The organism is Rhodococcus sp. IEGM 1408 (genome assembly GCF_033142235.1).
Lineage (GTDB): Bacteria > Actinomycetota > Actinomycetes > Mycobacteriales > Mycobacteriaceae > Dietzia.
Map to the genome: position 1 here is coordinate 234050 of NZ_JAWLRW010000006.1, position 24465 is coordinate 258514.

At 70.2% G+C, this 24465-nt stretch carries 22 protein-coding genes, 1 tRNA gene and 1 other RNA gene; 12 read left to right on the plus strand and 12 right to left on the minus strand.

The genetic code is table 11. From position 1 onward, the window contains the following. Positions 1-11 precede the first annotated feature (11 nt). A complete protein-coding gene (gene glnA / locus R4P08_RS11725; RefSeq protein WP_317814036.1) occupies positions 12-1352 on the minus strand; it encodes a type I glutamate--ammonia ligase in 1341 nt (446 codons plus the stop codon). A 223-nt stretch (positions 1353-1575) separates the two neighbouring features. On the opposite strand from glnA, the gene panB reads away from it, so the two are divergent. Together panB and pip are read left to right on the plus strand one after the other, a co-directional pair. Further along, positions 1576-2439 (plus strand): 3-methyl-2-oxobutanoate hydroxymethyltransferase, encoded by an 864-nt coding sequence (gene panB, locus R4P08_RS11730; RefSeq protein ID WP_317814037.1) that lies wholly within the window; start codon positions 1576-1578, stop codon positions 2437-2439. A gap of 2 nt (positions 2440-2441) precedes the next feature. Further along, the gene (pip, locus tag R4P08_RS11735) at positions 2442-3449 is read left to right on the plus strand and encodes a prolyl aminopeptidase (RefSeq protein WP_317814038.1); all 1008 of its coding nucleotides are present in this window, start codon (positions 2442-2444) and stop codon (positions 3447-3449) included. Between the two features lie 40 nt (positions 3450-3489). Here pip and R4P08_RS11740 read toward each other — a convergent pair whose 3' ends face one another. Both R4P08_RS11740 and R4P08_RS11745 read right to left on the minus strand, forming a co-directional pair. Further along, positions 3490-4353 (minus strand): SDR family NAD(P)-dependent oxidoreductase, encoded by an 864-nt coding sequence (locus R4P08_RS11740; RefSeq protein WP_317814089.1) that lies wholly within the window; start codon positions 4351-4353, stop codon positions 3490-3492. 65 nt (positions 4354-4418) lie between these two features. Continuing rightward, on the minus strand, positions 4419-5942 hold the full coding sequence (locus R4P08_RS11745; protein ID WP_317814039.1) for an NAD(P)/FAD-dependent oxidoreductase: 1524 nt from the start codon (positions 5940-5942) through the stop codon (positions 4419-4421). A gap of 164 nt (positions 5943-6106) precedes the next feature. Here R4P08_RS11745 and R4P08_RS11750 point away from each other — a divergent pair, with 164 nt between their 5' ends. Further along, a complete protein-coding gene (locus R4P08_RS11750) occupies positions 6107-7801 on the plus strand; it encodes a CYTH and CHAD domain-containing protein (protein WP_317814041.1) in 1695 nt (564 codons plus the stop codon). A 44-nt stretch (positions 7802-7845) separates the two neighbouring features. On the opposite strand, the gene R4P08_RS11755 is transcribed toward R4P08_RS11750, so the two are convergent. Then, positions 7846-8013 carry an SPOR domain-containing protein gene (locus R4P08_RS11755; protein ID WP_317814042.1) on the minus strand — a complete coding sequence of 56 codons (168 nt, stop codon included), beginning with the start codon at positions 8011-8013 and terminating at the stop codon, positions 7846-7848. Positions 8014-8269: 256 nt separating this feature from the next. Here R4P08_RS11755 and R4P08_RS11760 point away from each other — a divergent pair, with 256 nt between their 5' ends. After that, on the plus strand, positions 8270-9091 hold the full coding sequence (locus R4P08_RS11760) for a hypothetical protein (protein WP_317814044.1): 822 nt from the start codon (positions 8270-8272) through the stop codon (positions 9089-9091). A 187-nt stretch (positions 9092-9278) separates the two neighbouring features. On the opposite strand, the gene rnpB is transcribed toward R4P08_RS11760, so the two are convergent. From rnpB to R4P08_RS11780, 4 genes are all read right to left on the minus strand, one after another. Then, positions 9279-9708, minus strand: an RNA gene (gene rnpB, locus R4P08_RS11765) — RNase P RNA component class A. Between the two features lie 13 nt (positions 9709-9721). After that, on the minus strand, positions 9722-10369 hold the full coding sequence (locus R4P08_RS11770; protein ID WP_411741196.1) for a histidine phosphatase family protein: 648 nt from the start codon (positions 10367-10369) through the stop codon (positions 9722-9724). After that, on the minus strand, positions 10366-11097 hold the full coding sequence (locus R4P08_RS11775) for a zinc ribbon domain-containing protein (RefSeq protein ID WP_317814045.1): 732 nt from the start codon (positions 11095-11097) through the stop codon (positions 10366-10368). Before R4P08_RS11775 ends, R4P08_RS11770 begins: the two co-directional genes overlap by 4 nt. Before the next feature lie 11 nt (positions 11098-11108). Then, on the minus strand, positions 11109-12266 hold the full coding sequence (locus tag R4P08_RS11780; protein ID WP_317814046.1) for a Nif3-like dinuclear metal center hexameric protein: 1158 nt from the start codon (positions 12264-12266) through the stop codon (positions 11109-11111). Positions 12267-12377: 111 nt separating this feature from the next. On the opposite strand from R4P08_RS11780, the gene R4P08_RS11785 reads away from it, so the two are divergent. From R4P08_RS11785 to R4P08_RS11795, 3 genes are read left to right on the plus strand one after another with little or no spacing between them, the layout of a single operon-like run. Beyond that, positions 12378-13046 carry an HAD hydrolase-like protein gene (locus R4P08_RS11785; protein WP_317814047.1) on the plus strand — a complete coding sequence of 223 codons (669 nt, stop codon included), beginning with the start codon at positions 12378-12380 and terminating at the stop codon, positions 13044-13046. Beyond that, positions 13036-13512, plus strand: a complete 477-nt coding sequence (locus tag R4P08_RS11790) for a low molecular weight protein-tyrosine-phosphatase (RefSeq protein WP_317814048.1) — start codon at positions 13036-13038, stop codon at positions 13510-13512. Before R4P08_RS11785 ends, R4P08_RS11790 begins: the two co-directional genes overlap by 11 nt. Before the next feature lie 30 nt (positions 13513-13542). Continuing rightward, positions 13543-14514, plus strand: a complete 972-nt coding sequence (locus R4P08_RS11795) for an SURF1 family protein (protein WP_317814049.1) — start codon at positions 13543-13545, stop codon at positions 14512-14514. Between the two features lie 104 nt (positions 14515-14618). On the opposite strand, the gene R4P08_RS11800 is transcribed toward R4P08_RS11795, so the two are convergent. Beyond that, a tRNA-Val gene (locus R4P08_RS11800) sits at positions 14619-14691 on the minus strand. 60 nt (positions 14692-14751) lie between these two features. Next, a complete protein-coding gene (locus R4P08_RS11805; RefSeq protein WP_317814050.1) occupies positions 14752-15186 on the minus strand; it encodes a DUF3052 domain-containing protein in 435 nt (144 codons plus the stop codon). A gap of 310 nt (positions 15187-15496) precedes the next feature. Here R4P08_RS11805 and aceE point away from each other — a divergent pair, with 310 nt between their 5' ends. The 5 genes from aceE (at position 15497) to R4P08_RS11830 (ending at position 22679) form a co-directional block, all read left to right on the plus strand. Beyond that, on the plus strand, positions 15497-18292 hold the full coding sequence (aceE, locus tag R4P08_RS11810; protein WP_317814051.1) for a pyruvate dehydrogenase (acetyl-transferring), homodimeric type: 2796 nt from the start codon (positions 15497-15499) through the stop codon (positions 18290-18292). Continuing rightward, positions 18289-19548, plus strand: a complete 1260-nt coding sequence (locus R4P08_RS11815; protein ID WP_317814052.1) for a helix-turn-helix domain-containing protein — start codon at positions 18289-18291, stop codon at positions 19546-19548. Before aceE ends, R4P08_RS11815 begins: the two co-directional genes overlap by 4 nt. Positions 19549-19703: 155 nt before the next feature. Then, positions 19704-20630: an ACP S-malonyltransferase gene (locus tag R4P08_RS11820; RefSeq protein ID WP_317814053.1), complete on the plus strand. Its 927-nt coding sequence runs from the start codon at positions 19704-19706 to the stop codon at positions 20628-20630. Between the two features lie 103 nt (positions 20631-20733). Beyond that, entirely contained in the window at positions 20734-20985 is a 252-nt protein-coding gene (acpM, locus tag R4P08_RS11825) for a meromycolate extension acyl carrier protein AcpM (RefSeq protein ID WP_317814054.1), read from the plus strand. Between the two features lie 257 nt (positions 20986-21242). Further along, entirely contained in the window at positions 21243-22679 is a 1437-nt protein-coding gene (locus tag R4P08_RS11830; protein ID WP_317814055.1) for an acyl-CoA carboxylase subunit beta, read from the plus strand. A 110-nt stretch (positions 22680-22789) separates the two neighbouring features. On the opposite strand, the gene R4P08_RS11835 is transcribed toward R4P08_RS11830, so the two are convergent. Both R4P08_RS11835 and R4P08_RS11840 read right to left on the minus strand, forming a co-directional pair. Beyond that, positions 22790-23299: a DUF3145 domain-containing protein gene (locus R4P08_RS11835; protein WP_317814056.1), complete on the minus strand. Its 510-nt coding sequence runs from the start codon at positions 23297-23299 to the stop codon at positions 22790-22792. A gap of 279 nt (positions 23300-23578) precedes the next feature. Continuing rightward, positions 23579-24454, minus strand: a complete 876-nt coding sequence (locus R4P08_RS11840) for a serine hydrolase domain-containing protein (RefSeq protein ID WP_317814057.1) — start codon at positions 24452-24454, stop codon at positions 23579-23581. Positions 24455-24465: the final 11 nt, after the last annotated feature.

Below are 24465 nucleotides of genomic sequence, written 5' to 3' on the forward strand. Positions count from 1 at the left end.
CGCGGTTCCGGTCACAGGCTGAGGTAGCTGCGGAGCTCGTACGGGGTCACTTCGTTGCGGTACTCACGCCATTCGCGCCGCTTGTTGCGCAGGAAGAACTCAAAGACGTGCTCGCCGAGTGCGTCGGCGACCAGCTCGGATTCCTCCATCGCGTCGAGGGCCTGTTCCAGACTCCCCGGCAGATCGGTGTACCCCATCGCCCGCCGCTCGCGTCGGCTCATGGTCCACACGTCGTCCTCGGACTCCGGGGGGAGCTCGTATCCCTCCTCCACGCCCTTGATGCCGGCGGCGAACATCACCGCGTACGCGAGGTACGGGTTGCTGGCCGAGTCCGGGCTGCGGACCTCGATCCGACGGGAGGAGGCCTTGTTGGGCGTGTAGAGCGGGACGCGCACCAGGGCGGAGCGGTTGGCCCGACCCCAGGTGGCCGCCGTGGGGGCCTCGCCGCCGCCGATGAGCCGCTTGTAGGAGTTGACCCACTGGTTGGTGACGGCCGAGAACTCGGGGGCGTGGCGCAGGATGCCGGCGACGAAGGCCTTGGCGGTGGCCGACAGCTGGTGCTCGTCGTCCGGGTCGTGGAACGCGTTGGAGTCGCCCTCGAAGAGGCTCATGTGGGTGTGCATGGCCGAGCCCGGATGGTCGCGCAGGGGCTTGGGCATGAACGACGCCCACACCCCGTTGCTCATGGCCACCTCCTTGACGATGTACCGGAAGGTCATGATGTTGTCCGCCATGCTCAGGGCGTCGGCGTAGCGCAGGTCGATCTCCTGTTGACCGGGGCCGTTCTCGTGGTGGGAGAACTCCACGGAGATGCCCATGGCCTCGAGTGCCTCGATGGCGTGCCGCCGGAAGTGCGGCGCGGAGTCGTGCACGGCCTGGTCGAAGTAACCGCCGTTGTCGGTGGGGACCGGCTCGGCTCCGTTGGTGTCGAGGTCCTTGAACAGGTAGAACTCGATCTCGGGGTGCACGTAGCAGGAGAAACCCAGGTCCGCGGCCTTGTTGAGCTGTCGCCGCAGCACGTGCCGCGGGTCCGCCCAGCTGGGACTGCCGTCGGGGTTGTAGATGTCGCAGAAGATGCGTGCGGAGTGCTGCGCGCCGTCGTCGTGGGCCCACGGCAGCACCTGGAACGTCGACGGGTCCGGCTTGGCGACGGTGTCCGCCTCCGAGACGCGCGAGAAGCCCTCGATGGCCGAGCCGTCGAAGCCGATCCCCTCGCTGAACGCGCCCTCGAGCTCCGCAGGGGCGACGGCGACGGACTTCAAGGTTCCCAACACATCGGTGAACCAGAGCCGGACAAACCGGATATCTCGTTCCTCTAGCGTCCTGAGAACGTACTCCTGCTGGCGGTTCATGCCGTCCAACCTAGTGCCTCTCGTGTTACGACCGTGTGACATACCGTCCCGGGGACACACTCCGACCCCACTCGGGGCCTGCGTGGCAGACTCGACGGCAGCGGGGAGAGCCCGTCACAGCCCCTTGTCCACCCGGGGACCGGCCACTTCGCCGGCCTCGGGTCCACCCGGGGACCGGCCACGTCGCCGGCCTCGAGGTCACCGAAGGAAGGCCACACCTGACATGAGCGACAACCCCGACACCCCGGTCTACGGATCCGGCGGCGCGCCGTCCGAGGGACCGCAGGGCCTCACACGGGTCACCCGGATCCACCACCTGGCCGAGCTCAAGGCCGCCGGCGAGCCCTGGCCCATGCTGACCGCGTACGACTTCGTCTCCGCCCAGTTGTTCCAGGAGGCCGGGATCCCCGTCCTGCTGGTGGGCGACTCCGCGGCCAACGTGGTCTACGGCTACGACACCACTGTCCCGGTGACCGAGGACGAGATGATCCCGCTGGTGCGGGCCGTCACCCGCGGCGCGCCCCGCGCGCTGGTCGTGGCCGACCTGGTGTTCGGCAGTTACGAGTCCTCGCCGACGCAGGCCGTGGCCGCCGCCACCCGGATGATGAAGGAGGGCGGCGCCCAGGCCGTCAAACTCGAGGGCGGGGTGCGGATGGCCCCGCAGATCCGGGCGATCGTCGACGCCGGGATCCCCGTGATGGCCCACATCGGTTTCACCCCCCAGTCCGTCAACGGCCTCGGCGGATTCCGCGTCCAGGGCCGCGGGGACGCCGCCGGCCAACTGCGGGCCGACGCCCGCGCCGTGCAGGAGGCCGGGGCGTTCTCCGTGGTCATGGAGATGGTGCCCGCCGATCTCGCCCGCGAGGTCACCGCCGAGCTGGGGATCTCGACGGTCGGCATCGGCGCCGGCAACGGTTGCGACGCCCAGGTGTTGGTGTGGCAGGACATGGCCGGCCACGGCACCGGGCGGACGGCGAAGTTCGTCAAGCGCTACGCGCAACTCGCCGACACCCTCCGCGACGCCGCCCGCGAGTACGGCGACGAGGTCCGCTCCCGCGCGTTCCCCGGCCCCGACCACTCCTTCTGACCGTGCCCGGATCGTCGAGGGACACGCACGCCACGCGCCGTACCCCCTATCCGGAGATCGAGCCCCACCAGACCGGGATGCTCGACGTGGGGGACGGCCAACTCCTGTACTGGGAGTGCTCCGGCAATCCCGACGGGGCACCCGTGCTCTTTGTCCACGGCGGCCCCGGGGGCGGGACCACCCCTGCCCACCGGCGGATGTTCGACCCGGCCGCCTACCGGATCATCCTGGTGGACCAGCGCGGATGCGGCCGGAGCACCCCCCACGTGGCCGACGGCGCCGACCTCGCCGTCAACACCACCTGGCACCTCGTGGCCGACCTCGAGCGACTACGCGAGCACCTCGGGGTCGAGACCTGGCTGGTCTTCGGCGGTTCCTGGGGCACCACGCTGGCGCTGGCCTATGCACAGGAGCATCCCGACGTGGTCCGTGGCCTGGTGCTGCGCGGGATCTTCCTGTGCCGCCCGTCGGAGATCGACTGGTTCTACCGGGGTGGCGCCGCCCACCTGTTCCCCGACGCGTGGGAGGGATACCTCGCGCCACTCGTGGCCGCCGACGGCGCGGCGGCCGTCCGCCGCGAGGGGTACGACCACGTGGCGGCCTATCACCGCCTCCTCCACTGCGGCGACCCGGCCACCGAGATCGAGGCCGCGCGCGCGTGGACCACGTGGGAGACCACCACCTCGACCCTGCTCCCCCGCCCGCGGGCCGACGGAGACGATCCGGACCGGTTCGCGCTGGCCTTCGCCCGAATCGAGAACCACTACTTCACCAGCGATGCATTCCTGGGCGGCAGGGCGATCCTGGATCGCATGAACCGCATCGCCCACCTGCCGGCCGTCATCGTCCACGGACGCTACGACGTGGTGTGCCCGGTGGCCAACGCCTGGGAGCTGCACGCGGCGTGGCCGGGGTCCCAGTTGCACATCGTCCCGGATGCCGGTCACGCGATGGCCGAGCCCGGAACCACCCACCACCTGATCGAGGCCACGGACGCCTTCCGCCCCTGAGTGCGCCGTACCCGCCCGTCCGGGAACGCGAGCCCCGCGGTCAGACCACGCCGAAGCGGCGTGAGATCGCGACCGTCCCCTTCTGGTAGGCGACCGGGGCCAGGCGCACGAGCGCGTCGAGCACGTAGGCGTCCGGGCCCACCAGCACCCGGGCCCTGCGCTTCTCCACCCCGTCGAGGATCACCCGAGCGGCCGTCGAGGCCTCCGTACGCGCGAACTTGGAGTCGAAGATCGTGGCGAAGGTCGCGGTGTCCAGCCCCTCGGCCGCCCCGGCACTGCGGGCGACCGCCGTCTTGATGCCCCCGGGGTGCACGCACGAGACGTCCACGGGATGCCCGGCCGCGAGCATCTCCATCCGCAGCGACTCGGTGAACTGCTGCACCGCGGCCTTGGCCGCGTTGTAGGCGTTCTGGGTGGGCACGGACAGGAACGCGAAGATGCTCGAGACGTTGACCAGGTGCCCGTCACCGGAGGCGATGAGGTGCGGGAGGAACTCCTTGGTGCCGTACACGACGCCCCAGTAGTCCACGTCCATGACCCGCGCGATGTCCTTGTACGCCGACTGTTCGACCGACCCGGTGAACGCGATGCCGGCGTTGTTGATCACCAGGTTGACCACGCCGAAGTGCGCCATGACCCGCTCTGCGTACTCGGCGACCGCGGCCTGCTCGGTCACGTCGAGTCGCACGGAGTGCACGTCCGCCGCCCCGTCCCCGGCCGCCCCGTCCCCGGCCGCTCCGTCCCCGCGAGCCCCGCCCGCGCGCACCAACTCGACCGTCTCGGCCAGCCCGTCGATGTCGATGTCGCTCAGCGCGAGCCGGGCTCCTCGACGCGCGGCCTCACGGGCGAGTTCGCGGCCGATGCCCGAGCCGGCGCCCGTGATCACGACGACCTTGCCGTCCATCCGCCAGCGGGGTCGGCGGGCCACCAACCCACCCACGGCGCCGACGAGTCTGCCGACCGGCGCGCTCACAGGGCAGCCGCCTGCCCGGTAGGCGTCCCGGTCGGGTTCTCGGTCCCGGCGCCGTCGACCGCCGTGCGGCGGTACGCGCTGAGGTCGAACTCCCTGGTCTCGCGGCGGAACGCGAAGGTGAAATCGGGCCACACCGCGGGCGCGTTGCCCTTGGCGTCCAGGTACCAGCTCTTACAGCCGGTCACCCAGACGGTCTCGCCGGTGCTCTCGCGCAGCTCGCGGTTGTAGGCGTCCTGGACCGCCTCGCGGACCTCCACCGTCTGCAGGCCCCGGTCGCGCATGGTGCGCAGCGCGTCCACCAGGTAGTTGAGCTGGGATTCGATCATGTAGATCATCGAGGAGTGGCCGAGGCCGGTCGCCGGCCCCACCAGGACGAAGAGGTTGGGGTACCCGGCGACCGTGGTGCCCTTGTAGGCCTCCATCCCCTCGCTCGCCCACTTGTCCGCCAGCGTCCGTCCGGCCGAGTCATGTACCCGTTCGAAGAACGGCGAGTCGGTGACGTGGAAGCCGGTGGCCACCACCAGGACGTCGGCCGGGTGCTCGGCGCCGTCGGCGGTGACGATCCCTTCCGGGGTAACCCGGCTGATGGGCGCGGTCACCACATCCACGTTCTTCCGGGTCAACGCCCGATACCAGCCGTTGGACAGCAGGATGCGCTTGCAGCCGATCTCGAAGTTCGGCGTCAGCTTGGCTCGCAGCGCGGGGTCGCGCACCGACATCGCCAGATTCGCGCGCCCGAGCGCACTGATCGGCGCGAGGGCCGCCCGGTTGCGGGTCAGGCCCACCACCTGGAACTCGCGGCTGACGTATTGGAGCGCCCGGACGGCGCGCTGCAGCCCGGGGACCCTGCGGTAGAGGGCTCTCTCGAACCGCGGGTAGGCGCGGTCCATCCGGGGCAGGACCCACGGCGCGGTGCGCTGGTAGACGTCGAGGTGCCCCACGACCGGGGCGATCGACGGCACCACCTGGATGGCCGAGGCGCCGGTCCCGATCACCGCGACGCGGCGGTCGGCCAGCGGAACCGAGTGGTCCCAGCGGGCGGTGTGGAACACCGGCCCGGCGAACTCGGAGATCCCGTCGATCTCCGGGTTCTTGGGCTCGCACAGGGCGCCGACGCCCAGCACCACCACGCGGGCGTCGTACTCCCCCGCCGTCGTCTCGACCGTCCACCTCTCGCGGGTGTCGTCGTACCGGGCGGAGGTGACCTCGACGCCGAACCGGATCTTGTCCCGCACCCCGGCGGCGTGGGTCACGCGGCGGATGTAGTCGTAGATCTCACCCTGGGGGGAGAACGCGCGGGACCACTCCGGGTTCAGCGCGAAGGAGTACGAGTACAGGTGGGAGGGGACGTCGCACGCCGCGCCGGGGTAGGAGTTGTCGCGCCACGTGCCGCCCACGTCGGAACCCCGTTCGACGACGACGAGGTCGTCGAATCCCTCCTCGACCAATTTGATGGCCGCACCGAGACCGGAGAAACCGGCCCCGATGATGAGGACGTCGACGGTTGTCGCCTGATCCACTTCTTCTCCCCACGATGAGCATGTGACCTGAACCACCTTCGACCTTACCCGCTGGTAAGTCCTGTCCGGTGACAGGTCCTCCCCGTTGGTGGATCCAACCGTGGCCGAGCGCGAGCGTGGCGGAGCGCGAGGCCGCGTTCACCCGAGCCTGGTACAACCAACCCATGACGATCAGCGAATCCCTCGAGATCGAGAGCAAGTTCGAGGTCGGTCCCGACACCCAGGTCCCCTCCGGCGACGCCTTCGCCCCGCTCGTGGCGGACCCACCGGTGGTGCACGAGCTCTCCGCGACGTACTACGACACCGCGGACCTCACCCTGACGCGCCACAAGGTCACCCTGCGCCGGCGCACCGGCGGCGACGACGCCGGCTGGCACCTCAAGTTGCCCTCGGAGGCCGGCCGGGTGGAACTCCACGCCCCGCTCGCGGACGACGACCAGAGCGCTGTCGACGACCAGGTGCCGGTGGACTTCATCACCGCGGTGGCCGGGCTGGTCCGCCGCCGGCCGCTCGCGCCCGTCGCCCGAGTGGACAACCAGCGGCACGTGCTGATGCTGCGCGAACCGGACGGGACGGCGGTGGTGGAGTTCTGCGACGACCACGTCTCCACCGAGTCGTTCGTCGCCGCCGGCGGCGCGTTCGACACGCCCTCAGGCGGTGGCGACTGGCGGGAATGGGAGGCCGAACTCGTCGATCCCTCGCAGCCCGGGGCGATGGGTCATCTCGCCGGCGTCGCTGCTGCGTGCGCTGCCGCAGGGGCCACCACCTCGTCGTCGTCGTCCAAACTCGCCCGCGCCCTCGGGCCGATCCCCGAGCCGTTCGACCGGGGCGTCTCCCCCGTCAGGGACGCGCTCGGCGAGGACCTCCAGCAACTCCTCGACCACGATCCGGCCGCCCGGCGCGTCACGATGGTGGGTGTCCACCAGATGCGGGTGGCGGTCCGCGGGCTGCGCAGCACGATCAGCTCCTATGCCGCCGAGCTGGAGGCGGAGACCGAGCACACGGAGATCGACCTGCCCGCACTGCTCGAGGAGCTCAAGGTGCTCGCGGCGGTGCTGGGCAAGGTGCGGGACATCCAGGTGGTCGACGAGCGTCTGGAGACCCTGGCCGCCCAGTTCCCCGAGGACGTGGTCAGCCCCGGCACCCGGGAGCGGCTGCGCGCCGAGCTCGACATCGAGGAGCGACGCGCCGGACGACGCGTGACGGCTGCACTGGGCACCGACAGGTACCTGGATCTGATCGACTCGCTCCACCAGTTGGTGGAGGTCGCCGGCACCGACCCGGCAGCCGCGCGGCCCGCAACAGCGGAGGGCGGGTCGACCGAGGAGGTCGGGGCGGCTGAGAAGCTGCCCGCCCCGACCAAGAAGAAGGCCAAGAAGCGGGAGGCCGAGGACCTGATGCTGCGCGGGGTGGACCGGCAGTTCGCCAAGTTCACCAAGGCGCGCACCCGCACCGAGCGCGACCTCGAGGCCCTCGACCTGACGCTGGCCCAGCGTGAGGAACTGACCCATGTCGTGCGCAAGCGCGCCAAAGCGCTGAGGCGCAACGTCGGCGCGCTTCCCGCGACGGGCGATCTGACCGTCGCCCCGCTGCGCACCGCCTGCCAGCGGCTGCACACCGTGCTCGGCGAGGTCCAGGACAGCGTGACCTCCCGGATGTGGATCCGGCGCATCGCCGCGCGCGCGGAGTCCGCGGGTGAGTCCACGTTCGGGTTCGGCGTCCTCTTCGAGCACGAACGCGGGTTCTCGGAGCGCACGCTGGCCGGGTTCGAGAGCGACGCCGCGACCGTCACCGCGGCCTACCGCGAACTGTCCGAATCCAGGCGCTCAGCTCGTCGACGGAAGAGCAACCGGAAGTAATTTCTTAGCGCAGCCGCGGGGACTCGCTCATCTCTCGCTCAGGTTCAGCTGTCCTCTGCGTCCCACGCCTCGTTGCGAGCCTTGGCCTTGGCCAGCGCCGCCTCGGCCTCGCCACGGGTGGCGTAGGGGCCCATGCGGTTATCCCAGTTCTTCACCTTGCCCTGAACCGCCTGACCCGTGCTGACGTCGTAGTACCACTGCTCTTCGGACATGACTGACCTCCTCGTGGCTGGTGCTGACCTCGGACACTACCCGCTCCCCGGCCCACCCCCGGTCCGACCCGGCGCTCCCCGAGGTCAGCGCTGCTGGTGAGTGTTGCTTTAATTTCACAACCATGTTGACGCGGGCATCTTGGTGGTTGTCATCTGTGTACACATGCGGTTACATCCCTGGCAGCACGCATCATCCGGTGCGGCACAGTGCGGCGACCGCCACCCCCAGAGCGGGCGCCCAACCTGAAGGAGTCGTATGAACAAGCTTGTTCGGTCAGTTGGAATCATCTCCGCCGCAGTGACATTCGGGGCCGGGACCGCCCTCGCCGCACCCCTCGCGGGAGCCCAGTCATCGCTGCCGGGCAGCTCGGCGGGCGCCCAGGCGGATGTCGACGACTGCGGCGTGACCACCGTGACCCCCTCGGGACTCAAGGCTGCCGGCTGGTCCACCCCGAGTGATGAGACCCCCGCCGAGATCGGCGCCGTCGCGGACGCTCCGGCCGAGGTGGGCGCTGCGGCGGTGACCTTCCCGGTTGCGGACCCCGCGGTAGGCACCTCGCTGTACAAGAACGCCAACAAGATGCCGCTGGCCGAGCTCATGGAGGGTGACGAGCTCGTCGACCTGAGCTACGACTACTTCTCCAGCGGACAGGCCCCGGCGCTGCAGATCCGGGTCAACGGCGCCGACCTCGCCGATTCCGAGAGCAATGCAGGCGGCTACGACATCGGTTTCGCCACCATCGTGCACAGCCCGGCGAACAGCGATGGTGAGTGGAAGACGGCCGACCCGGGCGAGTCGGACAGTTTCTGGGTCACCCGCGCCCTCAAGGGGGAGGACGGTCAGGTGATCCCCCGGATGACGATGATGACGTTCGAGCAGATCCTCGAGCTGAACTGGGACGCTGTCGTCACCGAGTACGGCGTCCAGAAGACCAAGGAGAACGTCGCCACGAACGACGCGGTCGACAACTTCACCCTCGGTTGCGAGACCACGAACTTCGAGCTCGCCGACGAGGACGGGTCAGCGGGCAGCCTCTCCGGGATCTTCGGTTCCGTGTCGGGCATCTTCCAGTCCTGAGTCCCCAGCGCTGAGTCCGCCGCGTCAGCCGGCCGCGGTCGGCATGACCGGTGAGAGCGCACGACCGGTGGGATCCCATGACCGGTGTGGGCGCACGATCGGTGAGGGCGGGGATCTCAATGCAGATCCCCGCCCTTCGGCCTGCGTGCAGCGGGCCAGGGTAGGTCGACGCAGGCGGGGATGTGGGTGAACGAGTCGGCCTGTAAGCCGGATCCTGTACCCCCCGCAAGGGAGGGCGACGACCATCCATCTGGGCACACCGTCACCGGGTACCTCAAGCGGTCCACCCGCGGACTCGGGCGAGCAACCCTGTCGTGCATCGCTGCACTTCCATCCGCGCAGACGCACCCTCGCGGGTGCGACCTTTGACCTTGCTCCGAGTGGGGTTTACCTAGCCGCCCCGGTCACCCGGGGCGCTGGTGCGCTCTTACCGCACCGTTTCACCCTTACCGCGCCGCGAGGGCGCGGCGGTCTGTTTTCTGTGGCACTGTCCCGCGGGTCACCCCGGGTTGCCGTTAACAACCACCCTGCTCTGTGGAGTCCGGACTTTCCTCGGGCCGGGGCCTTGCCGCCCATCAGGCGTCGGTTCCCCGATCCGCGGCCGTCCGGCCGACTCGTTCGCAGGGCAGTCTAGTCGAGGTGCGAGGTGTCGTTGACCAGGTGGACCGAGGTCGGGCCGTCCGGGTAGTAGCGCACCTCGGAAACCGAGGCCAGGTCGAGGTGAAGACGGAAGAGCAACTCCTCGCCCACGCCCAGTCCCGCGCGGATCGCCAGCTTGATGGGCGTGACATGGCTGACGACCGCGACCACGCCACCCGGGTGGTCGTCGACGATCCGCCGCAGTCCCCGCTCGACCCGGGCGCGCACCACCGCGAAGCTCTCCCCACCCGGCGGCGGGACCGAGGTGTCCCCGAGCCAGCGGGAATGCAGCTCGCGGTCCTGCTCCGCGGCCTCGCTGAACGTCAGGCCCTCCCACCGACCGAAGTCGGTCTCGATGAGGTCGCGCTCGGTCACCAGCGGCACACCCGCCGCGTCCGCGGCGCGCTCGGCCGTGGCCAGGCACCGGCGTAGCGGGGAGGAGACGACGGCGGCGAGGTGCGGGATCCGGGCCAGGCGCTCGGCGGTCCGCTCAGCCTGGGTCCCGCCCAGTGGGGTGAGGTCCGGGTCGCCCTGCCCGGAGTAGCGCCGGTCCACCGACAACGGGGTCTGGCCGTGTCGGGCGAGCACGATCCGGGTGGGCTCTCCGATCGCCCCGGTCCACCCCGGTCCACCGCTCACGAATTGTCCGTACGGACCACGATCACTCCGCACTCCGGGCAGGTCAGGACGTCGTCCTGGGGCGCGGACCGGAAGGCGGCGACGGCGCTCCGGCTGAGATCCATCGCGCAGGCGGAGCACCGGCCACCGCCCAGGATCGCCGCTCCCACCCCCGCCTCCTCTGCGCAACGGGAGTAGAACTCGAGGAGTTCGGTCGGGAGCCCCTCCGCCTCTCTTGCCCGCTCGGCGGTCGTCTCGGTCACGGCGTCCTCGAGGTCGGCGAGCGCGGTGTCGCGAACGGTCGCGGCCATGCCGATCCGCGCGTCCAGGTCCGTGATGACGGCCCCCGAGTGCCGGACGTCGGCGTCCACGGCCTCGTGGCGCTCGGTCAGTTCGGCGAGCTCGTCCTCCAGCGACTCCTCGCGGCGGGCCAGGGACCGGAGCTCGTACTCCAGCTCGGTGGCCTGCCGGTCGGACAGCCCGCCACCGGCCACCAACCCCGCGTCGTTCTGGCGGCGCCTGCGCACCGCGTCGAGATCCGAGCGCAGCTTGGCGATCGCGCGGTCGAGGTCTTCCACGTGGATGCGGGCTCGCGCCGCCGATTCCACGGCCGCCCGCCGCTCGGCCACGAGCTGGTCCAGCGCCGCCTGTTCCGGCAGCGACTCGCGCCGGTGCGCGAGCCCGCCCAGCCGTCGGTCGAGTTCGGCGATGTCGACGAGTCGACGCTGGTCGGTGGGAGCGGCCTTCATGAGTGCCAAGACTACCGGCCGCCGCCCTCGCCTCCCGACGCCACCGTCCACGGGTCGGTGCGCAGATCGCAGACGGTCGCCGTCACCCCGACCCCCTCCTCGAGCAATGCCGCGGCCTGCGCGCACCACGGGAACTCGAGCGCCCAGTGCGCGGCGTCCACGAGCACCGGGCCGCCCTCGCGCAGATACTCGTCCACCACGTGGTGCCGGAGGTCGCCGGTCAGGTAGACGTCGGCCCCGGCAACACGCGCGGCGCCCAGCAGCGAGTCGCCCGATCCCCCGCAGAGGGCGACCCGCCTGATCTCGGTGTCCGGGTCGCCGGCGGCGCGGACACCCCAGGCGGTCCTGGGCAGTCGGTCTGCGACGAGCGCGGTGAACTCGGCGAGCGACATGGGCTCGCGGAGTTCACAGATCCGGCCGAGACCGGTGCCGTCCGGTGCGGGGCCCGGCCCCGCGTGGTTGACCAGCACGTCCATGGCGGGCACCTCGTAGGGGTGCGCGGCCGTTACCGCCCGGCGCACGGCCGACCTGAGCTCAGGGGGCGCGACGAACTCCACCCGGGTCTCCGAGACCTGCTCCGGTTCACCGACCGTGCCGATAGCAGGGTCCGTGCCGTCCCCGGGGCGGAAGCGGCCGGTGCCCGGGACCGAGAACGAGCACTCCGCGTAGCCGCTCATCTGCCCGGCCCCGGCGGCGAACACCGCGTGGAGCAGGTCCTCCACGTCGTCGTCCGGCACCGTCACCACCCACCGGTCCACCGTTCCGTCACCGGTCGGCGCCAACGGCCGGCCGGGGGTCAGGCCGAGGATCTCGGCCAGGGCGTCGTTGACCCCGGGGCGCGCGGAGTCCGCGTTGGTGTGTGCGGAATACAGCGCGCACCCACCCGCGATGAGCTTGTGCAACAACCTGCCCTTGGGGGTGTCGGCGGCGATCGAATGCACCCCCCGCAGCAGCGGCGGGTGGTGCACCAGGAGCAGGTCCGCGCCCACGGCGAGCGCGTGGTCCACCACCTCGTCGGTGGCGTCGACGGCCACCACCACCTTGTCCACCTCCGCGGCGGGGTCGCCCGCGACCAGTCCCACCCGGTCCCACGACTCGGCCAGCCGCGGCGGGTACGCGTGCTCGAGGAGGTCGATCACGTCAGCCAGGGTGAGCCTGCCGGTGGTCATCGCTGATCCCCTTCCCATTCGCCCCGCCACGCCCGGACGAGGTCGCCCACCATGGTGCCCTCGAGCACCGCTGGCCGCAGGCGCCGGCGGGGATCTGGGAAGATGGGTGCCATGTCAGATCGCCCGACCCTCCTCGTCGACCTCGACGGCACCATCACCGATTCGCTGGACGGAATCGCCAAATCCCTCCACCATGCGTTGGGCGTCGTCGGCGCCCGGTGGGACGACTCCCGCGATATCCGTTCGATCGCCGGGCCACCCATGCCCGAGACCTTCACCTCGCTCGGCTTGGAGGGCGCCGACCTGGACCGCGCGATGGTCGCCTACCGCGAGCGCTACACCGACGTGGGGTGGCTCGAGAACGCCGTCTTCGCCGGCATGGACGAGCTGCTGACGGGGCTGGCGGACCAGGGCTACCGGATGGCGGTGGCCACGAGCAAGGACGAGAAGGCTGCGCGACGGATCCTCGAGCACTTCGATCTGGCCGCACCGTTCGAGTTCATCGGAGGAGCGGACCTGGGTGCCGGCCGCTCGGCCAAGGCCGACGTGGTCGCCCACTCGCTCGCCGCGCTCGGGGTCGACCCGGTTCCCGCCGCCGCCGGGGGCACCGCGCAGGCGCTCATGATCGGCGATCGCGAACACGACGTCGAGGGCGCCGCCCGCTACGGCATCCCCACCGCGATCGTGCGCTGGGGATACGGCCGCCCCGAGGAGTGGGACTCGGCCCGCTGGTCCGCGATCGACACGGCCGAGCTGGAGCGCATCGTCCATGACTGGTGACCCGGGCATCCGCGTTGTGTTTGTCTGCACGGGGAACATCTGCCGCTCCCCCATGGCCGAGGTCATGACGCGGCGAGCCGTGGCCGAGGCCGGGTGGGCGGACGAGGTCGCCGTCTCGAGCGTCGGGACGGGCGGCTGGCACGTCGGTGACGGGATGGACCCGCGGGCGGCCGCCGAACTCGAGGAGCACGGTTACGACTCCGCCCACGTCGCCGCGCAGCTCACCGCGGCCGATCTCTCCGCCGATCTCATCGTGACCCTCGACCGCGGTCACCGGGCCCATCTGCTCGCCGCCGGCGCCGACCCCGACCGGGTCCGGCTCCTTCGTGGGTTCGATCCGGACGCCCACGCCCCCGACGTCGCTGACCCCTACTACGGCGACCGCACCGACTTCAGCCGAACGCGGCTCGAGATCTCGGGCGCCCTGCCGGGCCTGATCGCCGAGCTCCGCGCCCTGCGCGGTTAGCCGGTCCGGCTCGACCGATACCCTGGGGCCATGCGGAGTCTGCGGCGTTTCCTGAGTCCCGGGTGGGTGATCGGCCTGCTCGCCGTGGTCGTCTTCGCCTGGGCCTGCTTCGCTCTACTGGCCCCCTGGCAGCTCGGCAAGAGCGGCGACCTGGAGGCCCGGAACTCCCAACTCGAGGAGTCCTTCCAAGCCGAACCGGCGCCTCTCGCCCAGGTGATCGACCGGCCCGACGGCTTTGTCGAGCGCGAATGGCGCCTCGTGACGGTGTCCGGCCGGTGGGTTCCGGATTCGGAGGCCCTGTTGCGGTTGCGCGCGGTGGACGGTGAACCGGTCTACCAGGTGCTCACCGTGTTCGATCCGGTGGACGGACCCGACCTGCTGGTCAACCGGGGACACGTCCCCGTGGGCGAGAACAACACGGTCCCCGACTACCCCGTGGCACCGGCCGGTCAGGTGGACATCACCGCGCGGGTGCGCGCGACGGAGGCAGGACTGGCCGAACCCGTGCTGGTGGACGGCCGACAGACGGTGCGCGTCGTGGACCCGGTCGTGCTCGGCGACACCCTCGGCCACACCCTGGAGTCGCAGGGCTACCTCCAACTCTCCGGCGGCCAGCCCGGCTCACTCTCCCCCGCACCCGTCCCGGCGATCGAGAACGGCCCCTATCTGTCCTACGGACTGCAGTGGCTGCTGTTCGGGGTGCTCGCCCCGGTCGCACTGGTGTACTTCGCCTGGGCCGAGATCCGCGCGCGGCGCCGGGACGCCGAGGACGAGGTGGTGGATTCGGCCGCCGAGGGCATGTCAGGCCGTGACGCGTCGGGCGACGACACGAGGGGGGACGGCGGAGGCGTCGCGATCGACGGCACCACCGGGGGTCGCTCCCCCGACGTCTTGGAGGACGAGATCCACGCCCGCGAGCGAGTCATGCGGGCCCGCTACGGGGAGCGGGACGACGCCGAACACCGCCGGGCGTACAAGCGGGCCAACCGACTCCTCAACTGAGGTTCGGGCCCTGAGGGAGGGTTCGCGGAGAACCACCTCGGCGGCGACCCCGGGGCTCGACGCGGGGAGATGCCCGGGTCACGTGCTCACTAGGTGTTCAAGGGTGCGCGCGGAGGGAATCGAACCCCCGACCGCTGGTGTGTAAGACCAGAGCTCTAACCGCTGAGCTACGCGCGCGAGTGCACCGGCGCGACGAGCGCGCCGGTGCAGGTCAGGATAACCCACTCGGGCAGGCGGTTACTTCCGCACCGCGCCCTTCTTCCGCAGGGCGAGCCGGCTGCCGGCCCACTCACCGAGGGCAGCGGTGCGGGTCTGGAGCATCCCGGCCGTCTGCGCGGATTCGGCGATCACCGAGGGTTCGACGTGGCCGTCGGTCCCCGTCTTGGGGGTGAGGACCCACACGGAACCCTCTTCCGCCAACGGGGTCACGACATCCATGAGCCTGTCGACCAGGTCGCCGTCGCCGTCTCGCCACCAGAGGATGACGGCGTCGACAACCTCGTCGGTATCCTCCTCCAGCAGCTCCGATCCGACGGCGTCCTCGACAGCCTCACTGATCGACTCGTCGCAGTCGGAATCCCATCCGACCTCCGAAACGAGCATGTCCTTCGTCAGTTCGAGCTGACCAGCTACCTGGTCCGCTCCGTCCTGCTGGTTCGCCGCGGCGACCACCGTGGTGTTCCTCCTCGTATTCGGGTTGTGCTCTGTCAGGTCCTTCGCTGACCAGGAACACTACCCGCGCACTCTCCCGGGGGAAACGAGTACCGCCCTTTTGATCCCCGAGCCCACCACCCGGTGTCGCACATCACGGTTTGGGGCACAATCGGAATCGGACGTGGACCGACGACGGTTCACGCACGGCCAGAGGCCCGATCCGCCACACACCCGCGGCTCGTGCGGACGACCGGACGCTGCAACACGACAGGCGTGCTCGACCCCACCGGGTCGCCGCGCACGCATCGTAGAAGTGAGGACGAGACGCATGACCGAGAACGCAGGTACCAGGGACGGTTCCGCGCCCACAAACGTGCCGGTCCTCCGAGAGGGGGTCGCCTCCTACCTCGCGGATTCGGACCCCGAGGAGACCCAGGAGTGGATGGACTCCCTCGACGGCATGCTCGCCGAGGCGGGTCCGGAGCGTGCGCGCTACCTCATGCTCAGGCTCCTCGAACGCGCCTCCAAGCAGCGCGTTCCTCTTCCTGCGCTCACCTCGAGCGACTACGTCAACACGATCCCCACCAGTCTCGAGCCCGACTTCCCGGGTGACGAGTCGGTGGAGCGCACCTACCGGCGGTGGATCCGCTGGAACGCGGCCATAATGGTGCACCGCGCGCAGCGTCCGGGCATCGGTGTGGGCGGCCACATCTCCACCTACGCGGGAGCCGCACCGCTGTACGAGGTCGGGTACAACCACTTCTTCCGGGGCAAGGACCACCCGGGCGGTGGCGACCACATCTTCTTCCAGGGCCACGCCTCACCGGGCATGTACGCCCGCGCCTACCTCGAGGGCCGCCTCCGCGAGCACGACCTCGACGGCTTCCGACAGGAGAAGAGCCACCCGGGCCGATCCCTGCCCTCCTACCCCCACCCCCGTTCGCTGCCCGAGTTCTGGGAGTTCCCCACGGTCTCGATGGGCCTGGGCCCGCTCAACGCCATCTTCCAGGCGCGGTTCAACCGGTACCTCCACAACCGTGGGATCGAGGACACCGCGCAACAGCACGTGTGGGCGTTCCTCGGCGACGGCGAAATGGACGAGGTCGAGTCCCGGGGCGCCCTCCAGGTGGCGGCGAACGACGCGCTCGACAACCTGACCTTTGTCATCAACTGCAACCTCCAGCGCCTCGACGGGCCGGTCCGCGGCAACGGACAGATCATCCAGGAGCTGGAGTCCTACTTCAAGGGCGCCGGATGGAACGTCATCAAGGTGGTCTGGGGCCGCGAGTGGGACGCACTGTTCGAGAAGGACACCGAGGGCGCACTGGTCTCGCTGATGAACTCCGTGTCCGACGGTGACTACCAGACCTTCCGTGCCAACGACGGCGCCTGGATCCGCGAGCACTTCTTCGGCCGCGACCCGCGCACGGCCAAGCTGGTCGAGAACATGTCCGACGACGAGATCTGGGCGCTGCGCCGGGGCGGCCACGACTACCGGAAGATCCACGCCGCGTACAAGGCCGCGCTCGAGCACACCGGCCAGCCGACGGTGATCCTCGCCCACACCGTCAAGGGTTTCGGTCTGGGCCAGAACTTCGAGGGGCGCAACGCGGCGCACCAGATGAAGAAGCTGACGCTGGAGGACCTCAAGCAGTTCCGCGACAAGCAGCTCATCCCGATCACCGACGAGGAGCTGGAAGCGGACCCGACGCTCCCGCCGTATTACAACCCGGGACCCAACTCGCCGGAGATCCGGTACATGCTCGACCGCCGTTCGACGCTCGGCGGACACGTCCCCGAGCGGCGGCAGTCCTTCACCCCGCTGGCCGTGCCGGACATCGACTCCCTGGCGCCCCTCCGCAAGGGATCGGGCAAGCAGTCGGTGGCCACCACGATGGCGCTGGTGCGCACCGTCAAGGAGCTCATGCGGGACGAGACCCTGCGCGAGCGCTTCGTCCCGATCATCCCGGACGAGGCCCGCACCTTCGGGATGGACTCGTGGTTCCCGACCCTGAAGATCTACAACCCGCACGGGCAGAACTACACGGCGGTCGACCACGACCTCATGCTGAGCTACAAGGAGGCCAAGGACGGCCAGATCATGCACGAGGGGATCAGCGAGGCCGGCTCGGTCGCCGAGTTCACGGCCGCCGGCACCGCGTACGCGACCCACGGCCAGCCCATGATCCCGCTCTACATCTTCTACTCGATGTTCGGGTTCCAGCGCACCGGTGACGGCATCTGGGCGGCCAGCGACCAGCTCGCCCGCGGCTTCCTGCTCGGTGCGACCGCCGGCCGCACCACTCTCACCGGTGAGGGTCTCCAGCACATGGACGGTCATTCGCCGCTGCTCGCGGCCACCAACCCCGCGATCATCGCGTACGACCCCGCCTGGGGCTTCGAGCTGGCCCACATCATGCGCGCGGGCATCGAACGGATGTACGGACCGGGTGCCGCGCACGAGTCGGAGACCGACGGCGTCGACCGCAACGTCTCCTACTACATCACCCTCTACAACGAGCCGGTCCCGCAGCCGGCCGAGCCCGAGGACCTCGACGCCGAGGCGCTACTGCGTGGCCTGTACCGCTTCCGTAAGGCCGAGGGCGGTTCCCACAAGGCGGCGATCCTCGCCTCCGGTGTCGCGATGTACGCGGCGGCCGAGGCCCAGAAGGTCCTCAGCGAGAAGTGGGACGTCGCGGCGGATCTGTGGTCGGCGACGTCGTGGAACGAGCTGGCCCGGGACGGTTTCGAATGCGAGCGTCACGAGCTGCGCCACCCCGATCAGCAGCCCCGCATCCCGTTCGTCACCGCCGCACTGGAGTCCAGCGAGGGTCCGAAGGTGGCTGTGAGCGACTTCCAGAAGGCGATCCCCGAGCAGATTCGCGGCTGGGTACCCGGCGACTTCACCGTCCTGGGCACCGATGGCTTCGGGTTCTCCGATACCCGTCCCGCCGCCCGGCGCTTCTTCAACACCGACACCGAGTCGATCGTGGTGGCCGTCCTGGCCGGGTTGGTCCGTGAGGGCAGCATCGAGAAGCGCACCCTGCTCGAGGCCGCCCGCCTCTACAAGATCGACGACGTCATGGCGGCGCCCGAGCCGACGACGGATCCCGGCGTCGCGTGACCGAGACGACCGAGCCCGCGGCCGGGTCGCCGACACCGAGATCGTCCCGTCGGCGATCCGCCACGGCGGCGCCGACCGATCAACGGCCGGTGTCGGATGCGCTGCTCAAGCGCATCACCAGGTACTCGGGAACCCTGTCCACGGAAGCGGTCAGGGCGCTGGAGGTGGATCTGCCGTTCTTCGCCGGGCTCTCCGCCGATCAGCGGGCGGAGATCCAGCTGATCATCCAGAGCGCCGTGCGGGACTTCGTCACCTGGATGCGGAACCCGGATGCCCCACACACGGACACGATCGCGGGGTTCAAGCTGCTGCCCAAGGGAGTCGGGCAGGGCCTGACCCTGCAGCAGACCGTTCAGCTGGTCCGGTCGACCTGCGAGTACTTCGAGCTGGTGATGCCGCGGATCACCCACAACGAGCGCCAGCGCGGGCTCATGATCAACGCGGTCCTCAAGTTCGGACGCGAGCTCGGGTTCACCGCTGCCTCGGTGTACGCGGCCGCCGCCGAGAACCGCGGCGCCTGGGACACACGGATGGAGGCCATGCTGGTCGACGCCGTGGTCCGGGGTGACCGCCACGCCGACCTCGCCTCCGGGGCCTCCGCCCTGAACTGGGACCCGACCACGGCGGCGACGGTCATCGTGGGGACACCCCGCGCGGAACTCGGGCTGGCGTCCGTCCCGGCCGTGCACAAGGCGGCGGTGGCGGCCAACCGGCACGCGCTGGCCGTGGTGCAGGGAGCGCGTCTCGTCGTCATCCTCTCCGGAGAACTCGAGTCCGGCGCCGCCACCCCACCGACGGTTCTCGACGCCTTCGCCGCCGATGCCCCGGTGGTCGTCGGACACACGGTGCCCTCACTCGCCGAGGCCCCGGACAGCGCGGCGGAGGCGCTGGCGGGCGCCTCGGCGGTGAGCGGGTGGCCCGGCGCCCCCCGTCCGGTGGCCGCGATCGACCTCCTGCCCGAACGGGTTCTGGGCGGCGACCGCGGGGCGGCGGGGATGCTGGTCGAGCGGATCGTCACCCCGCTCCGCGGCGCGGACCCGTCACTCGAGGAGACGCTGCGGGCCTACCTGGACTCAGGCGGACACGTGGAGGCGTGCGCGCGCGAGTTGTACGTCCATCCCAACACCGTGCGCTACCGACTCAAGCGGGTAACCCAGATAACGGCGTTCGACCCGCTTAACGCGAGGGACGCTTTTGTCCTGCGGATAGCCCTCGTTCTCGGCAAATTCGCCGAACGAAGTCCTCAGGACTCGTAAGGAATCACTCGGGTAACAGGGTGTAACGAAATCCGTCCTCGCACAGATGGACGTCCGGCCAGCTCGGATTTTGTAGGAACCCTACAAAATCCAGCCCTTGTTTCTGGCTTCGAGAACATCATCCGAACCAGGTGGGGACGTGTTGTCTGATACTCGTGCTCTGTCTCACCGCCCCTGGACAAGGGTCCCAGAAAGCCGGAATGCTCGCGCCGTGGCTCGAGTTGCCCGGTGCCTCGCGCCGCCTCGATGAGTGGTCCGCGTCGAGCGGACTCGATCTCGAGCGCCTGGGCACCACCGCCACCCTGCAGGAGATCACCGACACGGCGGTCACCCAACCGTTGGTGGTCGCGTCCGCGTTGCTCGGCGCCGCTGAACTCCGTCGCCGGGGTGACGTGCCGGCCGACACGATCGTCGCCGGCCACTCCATCGGCGAGGTTGCAGCACTGGCGATCGCCGGGGCCATCTCCGAGTCGGACGCCCTGCGTCTGGCGTCGGCCCGCGGCGCCGCGATGTCCCGGGCGTGCGCGGAGCGTCCCACCGGGATGATCGCCGTCCTCGGCGGCGTGGAGGCCGACGTCCTGCTCGCCCTGGAGAACGCCGGGCTGGCCCCGGCCAACCGCAACGGCGCGGGGCAGATCGTCGCCGCCGGGCCGCTCGAGGCGTGCGATGCCCTCGAGCAGAACCCACCGAGCCGCGCGCGTCTGCGCCGGCTCGAGGTGGCCGGGGCGTTCCACACCCCGCACATGGGGTCGGCCGTCGAGGAGTTCCGGGCGCTCGCGGACACGATCGAGGTCCACGATCCCGAACTGACCCTGCTCTCGAACGCCGACGGGGTCGCGGTCTCCACCGGTCGGGACGCCCTTGACCGCGTGGTCTCGCAGATCACCCACCCCGTGCGTTGGGACCTGTGTACGCAGACGATGCTCAAGCTCGGCGTGGACGCGTTCGTCGAGCTCCCGCCGTCCGGCGCGCTCATCGGCCTGGCCAAGCGCATGATGCGCGAGGTGACCCGGCACGGTGTGACCACACCCGAGGACCTCGAGCACGCGCTCGAAGACGTCCCCGCGCTGAGTGGGTCGTAACCACCCCCAAGAACCCCGGTCGCCGTAATATTGCGGCGATCGTGTCACGAGAACAGCATCGTGCCCGGACGGGCACGATGACACCCATTGGAGAGGACACCACATGGCACGCACCGAGTCTGAGATCATCACGGGACTGGCGGAGATCGTCGAAGAGGTCACGGGCATCGAGCCGTCCGAGGTGACCCCGGAGAAGTCCTTCGTCGACGATCTCGACATCGATTCGTTGTCCATGGTGGAGATCGCGGTCCAGTGCGAAGACCGATACGGGGTTGAGATTCCGGACGAGGATCTGGCCGGGCTGCGTACGGTTGGAGACGTTGTGGAGTACATCCAGAAGATCGATCAGAGTTGACGGCTCGCCCCTGACGGGGGCGGGGACGCGATCAGGTCCGCTGGTGCGGTCGGTGCACCTCGTAGGCCCGCGTCCCCTCCTCACACGAGGGGCGTCTCACGACACACGGTCGGCCCGCCCCGCGCGGGACGGCAGACGGTCGGCAGCAGCCGGGACGGGGGTCCCGGGCGCACGCCGTCCGTCAACCAGACAGTCCGGGGGTCCATCAGACCGCGTCTTCCCACCGGGAAGTCGCGGCGCGGAAAGGACTGCAATCAATGACCATCACCACCACCGTTGACCAGAACACCCAGATCGACCCGCGCGACCCCGTCCTGCGGCTCGAGAACCTCTTCGACCCCGCGTCGCTCGAGTTCATCACCGAGCCCGACTCGTCGGGCGCGCTGGCGGCGCGCGGCCTGATCGACGGCCTGCCGACGATCGCCTATGCCACGGACGCCACCATCATGGGCGGAGCCATGGGCCTCGAGGGCTGCCGGCACATCGTGCGCGCCATCGACGTGGCGATAGACGAGCACCTGCCCATCGTCGGCGTGTGGCACTCCGGCGGCGCCCGACTCGCAGAGGGCGTCGAGGCGCTCCACGCTGTCGGCCTCGTCTTCGAGGCCATGGTCCGCGCGTCCGGCCACGTGCCGCAGATCTCGGTCGTGCTCGGCCCCGCCGCCGGCGGCGCCGCCTACGGCCCCGCGCTCACGGACGTCGTGATCATGGCGCCGGCGGGCAAGATCTTCGTCACCGGACCCGACGTGGTCCGCTCGGTCACCGGCGAGCAGGTGGACATGGAGGGCCTCGGAGGCCAGGACGTGCACCACCGCAAGTCGGGCGTGTGCCACATCGCTGCCGCGGACGAGCGCGACGCCCTCCACCGGGCCCGCCGTCTCATCAACCTCCTGTCCGCGCAGGGCGAGATCGATCCGCGCATCCTCGAGAACGACCACACGGACCTGGCCGGCCTGCTGCCCGAGTCCCCCAAGCGGGCCTATGACGTCCGCCCGCTCGTCCACGGCATCCTCGACTCCTCCGAGGTGGACGGCAGCACGACCTTCGAAGAGCTCCAGTCCAAGTGGGCGCCGAGCATCGTGGTGGGCTTCGGTCGTATGGCCGGGCGCACGGTCGGCATCATCGCCAACAACCCGCTGCGGCTGGGTGGCTGCCTCAACTCCGAGTCGGCTGAGAAGGCCTCCCGGTTCGTCCGCCTGTGCAACGCGTTCGGGGTGCCGCTCCTCGTCATCGTCGACGTCCCCGGATACCTCCCCGGCGTCTCCCAGGAGTGGGAGGGCGTCGTCCGCCGCGGCGCCAAGCTACTGCACGCGTTCGCGGAGGCCTCTGTCGCCCGCGTCACGTTGGTCACCCGCAAGATCTACGGCGGCGCCTACATCGCCATGAACTCTCGCGCCCTGGGCGCCTCGGCCGTGTTCGCCTGGCCCGACGCCGAGGTGGCCGTGATGGGTGCCAAGGCCGCCGTGGGCGTCCTCCACAAGCGCACGCTCGCCGCCGCGCCGGAGGACGAGCGCGAGGCCCTGCACGAGCGTCTGGCCGACGAGCACGCCGCGATCGCCGGCGGCGTCGGTCGCGCGGTCACCATCGGGGTCGTGGACGAGGTCATCGAACCCACCGAGACCCGCCGTCGCCTCTCCGAGGCGCTGGACGCGGCCGATCACGTGCGTGGCCAGCACAAGAACATCCCGCTGTGAGCTGACAGGCCCTGCCTGAGACCTGCGGTTGACGGAGAACGCCCGCGCCCCCCTGGAATCAGTCCGGAGGGGGCGCGGGCGTTCTCGTGCGGAGCCGGGAGCGTGGCGGGTCAGCCGACGCGGGAGAGCCAGGTGACCTCGGCGGCGGTCGGATGTCCCCGCAGCGGCTCCAGGGCGCGGTCCCACGCGGTGCCGAGCTCGACCTCGACGGCCGAGTGGAACGCGGCGGGGCCGGCGGCCATGAGATGCCGGAGCCGGTTCTCGGCGATCACCACGTCGCCGCTGGCACCGGTCTGGCCTCGCCACATGCCGAGTTCAGGGGTGTGCGAAAAGCGTTCGCCGTCGACGAGCTCGCTCGGGTCCTCGGTGACCTCGAAGGCCAGCATCGACCACTTGCCCAGCGAGTCGGCCAGGCGCGCACCGGTACCGACCGGGCCGATCCAGTCGACGATCGCCTTTCGGGCGCCCGGCTGGGCCGGCTGGTCTTCCCAGCGCATGGCAGAGCTCGCATCGAGTGTGCTCGCCAGAGCCCACTCGACGTGAGGACACAACGCGGTAGGCGCGGCATGGATGAACACCACGCCGGTCGTCGTATCCGCGAAATGATTTAGATCCGACATCGCTTCACTCCCGACTCACTGAGGGACGTCTTCCCCAACGACCTCATGAAATCGTGTGAACGATGATTCCTATGTGCTTGTTGAACACCACTGTGCCCCAAGTGAGTGAATTACACCAGCGACACTTCTGCATCCTCGGCAAAGTTACATCACCGTGATCCCGACGACGCGGCATGCCCTCGGCGTGTCGACGCGGGGCCGGCGACGGGGTCAGAACAGGGTCGGAACAGGGTCGGAACAGGGTCGGAACAGGGTCGGCGCGCGAACGCACGCGGGGCCTCAACCGCCCAGCGAGTCCTCTGGACGCATGCGCCGTGTGGCGGCGTCCACCACCCTGTCCGACAGCTCCGGCCACAGCGGCTTGGCCCAGTCCCCGAAGTCGCGGTCGGTGAGCACCACCAGCGCGGTGTCGATCTCCGGTTCCACCCACAGCAGGGTGCCGGACTGACCAAAGTGGCCGAAGGTCGCCGGGGAGTTGTGTTGCCCGGTCCAGTGCGGGTACTTGGCCTCGCGCAGTTCGAAGCCCAGCCCCCACGGACAGGGCTTGTGCATCCCGTACCCCGGCACGATCCCGTCGAGGCCGCGGAACTGCTCGGAGATCGCCTCCTCCAGCGTCTCGGAGGCCAGGAGCCGCGGGGACACGAGCTCGCGGGCGAAGGCGATCAGGTCGGCCAGGCTGCCCGACGCGCCGTGCCCGGCAGAACCGTCGAGCACAGTGGACTCCATCCCGAGCGGCTGGAGAACCGCCTCGGCGAGGTAGTCACCGAATCCGATCCCCGTGGCGTCCGCGATGTGGTCGGCCAGGACCTCGAAGCCGGCCGAGGAGTAAATGCGCCGCTCCCCCGGCGCGGCCCGCACCTTCTCGCGATCGGCGAAGTCGAGCCCGGAGGCGTGCGCCAGCAGGTGCCGCACGGTGGACCCCTCGGGCCCCGCCGGGTCGTCGAGGGAGATCGCCTCCTCCTCGACAGCCAACAGCGCCGCCACGGCCACGATCGGCTTGGTCACCGAGGCGAGCCGGTACACGCGGGCGTCGTCCCCGCGTGCGGCCAGGACGCCGTCGGGGCCCACCACCGCCGCCGCGACGGTGTCCACCGGCCAGTCGTCGACAACCGACAGCGCGGTGTCGAGCCTGTCTCGATCGAACTCGTCCGACATGGGTGCCTCCT

What these genes read in the sequence shown, in the direction of transcription:
- R4P08_RS11755 (WP_317814042.1), bottom strand. Translation starts at nt 8,013, where the DNA reads ATGTCCGAAGAGCAGTGGTACTACGACGTCAGCACGGGTCAGGCGGTT.
- R4P08_RS11840 (WP_317814057.1), bottom strand. Translation starts at nt 24,454, where the DNA reads ATGTCGGACGAGTTCGATCGAGACAGGCTCGACACCGCGCTGTCGGTT.
- aceE (WP_317814051.1), top strand. Translation starts at nt 15,497, where the DNA reads ATGACCGAGAACGCAGGTACCAGGGACGGTTCCGCGCCCACAAACGTG.
- R4P08_RS11750 (WP_317814041.1), top strand. Translation starts at nt 6,107, where the DNA reads ATGACGATCAGCGAATCCCTCGAGATCGAGAGCAAGTTCGAGGTCGGT.
- R4P08_RS11785 (WP_317814047.1), top strand. Translation starts at nt 12,378, where the DNA reads ATGTCAGATCGCCCGACCCTCCTCGTCGACCTCGACGGCACCATCACC.
- R4P08_RS11835 (WP_317814056.1), bottom strand. Translation starts at nt 23,299, where the DNA reads ATGTCGGATCTAAATCATTTCGCGGATACGACGACCGGCGTGGTGTTC.
- R4P08_RS11830 (WP_317814055.1), top strand. Translation starts at nt 21,243, where the DNA reads ATGACCATCACCACCACCGTTGACCAGAACACCCAGATCGACCCGCGC.
- R4P08_RS11795 (WP_317814049.1), top strand. Translation starts at nt 13,543, where the DNA reads ATGCGGAGTCTGCGGCGTTTCCTGAGTCCCGGGTGGGTGATCGGCCTG.
- glnA (WP_317814036.1), bottom strand. Translation starts at nt 1,352, where the DNA reads ATGAACCGCCAGCAGGAGTACGTTCTCAGGACGCTAGAGGAACGAGAT.
- panB (WP_317814037.1), top strand. Translation starts at nt 1,576, where the DNA reads ATGAGCGACAACCCCGACACCCCGGTCTACGGATCCGGCGGCGCGCCG.
- acpM (WP_317814054.1), top strand. Translation starts at nt 20,734, where the DNA reads ATGGCACGCACCGAGTCTGAGATCATCACGGGACTGGCGGAGATCGTC.
- R4P08_RS11790 (WP_317814048.1), top strand. Translation starts at nt 13,036, where the DNA reads ATGACTGGTGACCCGGGCATCCGCGTTGTGTTTGTCTGCACGGGGAAC.
- R4P08_RS11775 (WP_317814045.1), bottom strand. Translation starts at nt 11,097, where the DNA reads ATGAAGGCCGCTCCCACCGACCAGCGTCGACTCGTCGACATCGCCGAA.
- R4P08_RS11780 (WP_317814046.1), bottom strand. Translation starts at nt 12,266, where the DNA reads ATGACCACCGGCAGGCTCACCCTGGCTGACGTGATCGACCTCCTCGAG.
- R4P08_RS11760 (WP_317814044.1), top strand. Translation starts at nt 8,270, where the DNA reads ATGAACAAGCTTGTTCGGTCAGTTGGAATCATCTCCGCCGCAGTGACA.
- R4P08_RS11740 (WP_317814089.1), bottom strand. Translation starts at nt 4,353, where the DNA reads ATGGACGGCAAGGTCGTCGTGATCACGGGCGCCGGCTCGGGCATCGGC.